Below are 3,327 nucleotides of genomic sequence, written 5' to 3'. Positions count from 1 at the left end.
CGACCTGGGGAGACGTGCCGGGCGAAATCCCGGTAACGCGCCCCAGGTCGACTCTACTCATCCACCGCCAGCACCAGTGCCTTCTCCGGCGGATCCAGATACAGGCCGACGACATCTCAGACCTTGTCGATGAACTGCGGGTCATTCGACAACGTGAAGGTTGATTCGACTTGCCGTCCGCGCACCCCAACACGATCTTGCACCGCTGGGCCAACGCTTGAGAGGACTTGGCTCGCCGCGACCAGCGCACCAACGTCTCGCGTTCCTCGTCGGTCAACGCCACCTCGGCCACCGGCCGACCTCTACCGACAACCCGCAATTCTTAAACGAACTTCCGGCGCGTGACCTTAGGTCTCCCGCGTGACCTGCTCCGGTTGTTTGTCGGGGCGGAGGCCGCGCCAGCTGGGGTGCCTGAGGTGGCCGTCCGTGGTCCATTCGCTGAAGGCGACCTCGCCGACGAGTTCGGGTTCGGTCCAGTGCGCCGTGCGGGACACCGCGGCCGGCACGGTGGTGTCGAAGGGGTTGTCGGGGCGCTCGATGGGGCGGAGCCGGTCGGCGAGTTCATGGAGGCTGTTCTCGGTGAAGCCGGTGCCGACGTTGCCGATGTAGCGGAGGGCGTGGTCGTCGTAGACGCCGAGAACCAAGGAGCCGATCATGTCGGCTCGGCGGCCTTCGCCTGGGGTCCAGCCGGCCACGATGACCTCTTGGTGACGGACGTTCTTCACCTTGATCCATGGTCCGCGTCGGCCGGGCAGATAAGGGGAGGTCAGGGGCTTGGCGACGACGCCTTCCAGGCCCTGTTCGATGCTGGCCGCCAGGACGGCCTCGCCGCCGCCGGCCCACCACGGGGGCGTGAAGACCGGGTCGGTGTTGAGGCCGAGCTCCTCCAGCTCCCGGCGGCGTGCCGTGTACGGCTCGGCGAGGAGCGACCGGTCGCCGCGGCGGAGCAGGTCGAAGACGTAGTAGGCGACCGGGGTCGACCGGACGAGCTCGCCGGTCGGTCGCTGGACGTGCATGCGGGACTGGAGCAGGCCGAAGTCGGGTCGCCCGTCCCGCAGCGCGACGATCTCGCCGTCGAGCACCACCGGTTCGCGGATCATTCCGGTGAGCGCGCCGAGCTCGGGGTAGGACGGGGCCATGTCCTTGTCGTTGCGGGAGATCAGCGCCAGCCCGTCCGACCGGACGTAGGCGACAGCGCGGACACCGTCCCACTTCAGCTCGAACGCCCAGTTCTCGTCGTCTTCGGGCAGCTCGGGCCGGAGCAGGGCCATCATCGGTGCTATGCGCTGTGGTCGTTGACTCATGGGCAGGCCCCTGACCTGGGTTTTTACCCAGATCGCCGAGGCTCCACCGGCCATCCGGCGGGAGACCGGCCCGCCGGTGATCGCGACGACGGTGGACGGCGTCCGATCGAGGCGTCACGGCGCGCGACGCGGACGTGCGGCAGGGCCCGCCGGCGATGGTGGGAGGGCGTCCGTGGTGAGAGCTGGTCGCCGCGTTCGGTGTCGAGGTCGCCGTGCGGTACCTCGGACGAGGCCGTCGACGTCCGCGAGGTCGCGGCCGTGGACGAGAGGCGGACGCGGCCAGAGCATCGTGGGCACCGTCTCCGCCGCGTACGACCTCGGCCCGTTGCCGCGCATGGCCGCTCTGGACGGCAGACCGACGGTGCGGATCATGGACCTGACGTCGGGCCGTGCGACGCCGCCCTCGTCGGGTGCGGGTGGCCGGTGGGAGGCGGCCTTCTGCGGCGAACACGGGATCGCCGACGAGGTGCTCCCCTCGGCCCGGGCCCGAGGCTCTCACCCGCCTGGACCGGCACCGTTCCGTGCTGGACCTGTGCGGCCTCGACCGGCCTGTGCCCTGAGGCGCGTCGGCGACGGGCGGCGGTCAGGCCCGGTGTACGACGGTGCCCGCCGCGGTCAGGCGGGCGGTCTCCTCGTCCGGGGCCGACGTGTCGGTGATGACCGCGTGCAGGGCGGAGACCGGGGCGACGTGGGCGAGGGCGGTGCGGGTCAGCTTGGCGGCCTCGGCGACGGCGACGACGCGGCGGGACGAGGCGATCGCGGCGCGCTTGACGGCGGCGTCGTCGAGGTCGTAGGCGGTCAGGCCGTTGGCCGCGTTCAGCCCGCAGCAGCCGATGACCGCCGTGTCGAAGCGCAGGGCGGCCAGGGACGCCTCCGTCAGTGGGCCGGCCAGCGCCAGTTCGCCCGCCCGGGGGTGGCCGCCGGGCACCAGCAACGTCACCTCCGGGGCACCGGTCAACGCGTTGACCGTGTGCAGCGACAGCGGCATCACGGTCACGCGCCGCCGTTCGAGGGCGTGGGCCACCTCCAGGCAGGTGGTGCCGCTGTCCAGGACGACGGACTCGCCGTCGGCGATGAGCGCGGCGGTCTCGGCGGCGATGCGCCGTTTGGCCTCCAGCCCCTCCTGGGACCGCAGCGCGAAGGGCGGTCCCTCGCCGCGCAGGACCAGGCTTCTCGCCCCTCCGCGGTACCGCTGGAGCACTCCCTGAGCGGCGAGGGCCTCCAGGTCGCGGCGGATGGTCATCTCCGAGGCGCCGGTGAGCCGGGCCAGCTCCGCGACGCCGAGGCTGCCCGCCTCGCACACGGCCTCAGTGATCTGTCTCAGTCTCTCCGTGCCGCTCATGAGGCCTATTGAACACAATAGACGCGCGAAAAACAGACTTACGAACAAAATAGTTGTTCGTTATGTTCGATGGCATGGAGAGATCGCTGCGGGCCGGCCGGTCGGCCACCTTCGCCTACTTCGCCCTGAACGGCTTCCTCATGGGCATGTGGGTCGTCCACATCCCCAGCGTCGAGCACCGGGTGGGCATCGACCACGCCGTGCTCGGCTGGCTCCTGCTGGTGCTCGGCGCGGGCGCCTTCGCCGGGATGCAGGTCTCCGGCCCGCTCACCGACCGTTTCGGGGCCCGTGTCGTCGTGCCGCTCAGCGGCTTCCTCTGCGCCGCGTCCGTGGTCCTGCCCGGCCTGGCCGCGAACGCCGGGACGCTCGCCGCGGCGCTGTTCGTGTACGGCTTCGGCACCGGGGCGATGGACGTCTCCATGAACGCGCACGCCGTCCAGGTCGAGCGCGGCTACCCGCGGCCCGTCATGTCCGCCTTCCACGCCACCTACTCGATCGGCGGCGTCCTGGCCTCGCTCGTCGGCGCCCGCACGCTGAGCTGGGGCTGGAGCCCCGCGACGTCGCTCGGCGTGGTCGGCGTCCTCGGCCTGGCCGTCACCGCGCTCGCGGCGCCGGCGCTGCTGCGGGCCGGCCGGTCGGCCACCTTCGCCTACTTCGCCCTGAACGGCTTCCTCATGGGCA

At 71.3% G+C, this 3,327-nt stretch carries 3 protein-coding genes; 1 reads left to right on the top strand and 2 read right to left on the bottom strand.

What is annotated here, in order from left to right; translation table 11 throughout:
- Positions 1-347: 347 nt before the first annotated feature.
- Positions 348-1,304 (bottom strand): non-homologous end-joining DNA ligase, encoded by a 957-nt coding sequence (gene ligD, locus ACFFNX_RS45610; protein ID WP_378212565.1) that lies wholly within the window; start codon positions 1,302-1,304, stop codon positions 348-350.
- Positions 1,305-1,887: 583 nt separating this feature from the next.
- Entirely contained in the window at positions 1,888-2,646 is a 759-nt protein-coding gene (locus ACFFNX_RS45605) for a DeoR/GlpR family DNA-binding transcription regulator (RefSeq protein ID WP_378212564.1), read from the bottom strand.
- A 74-nt stretch (positions 2,647-2,720) separates the two neighbouring features.
- Between ACFFNX_RS45605 and ACFFNX_RS45600 the strand changes: the two genes are divergently transcribed.
- On the top strand, positions 2,721-3,327 hold a 607-nt coding region (locus tag ACFFNX_RS45600; protein WP_378212562.1), incomplete at its 3' end, for an MFS transporter.

The organism is Actinoallomurus acaciae, assembly GCF_042429965.1.
GTDB lineage: Bacteria > Actinomycetota > Actinomycetes > Streptosporangiales > Streptosporangiaceae > Actinoallomurus > Actinoallomurus acaciae.
This window is presented reverse-complemented; position numbering and strand designations above follow the sequence as displayed.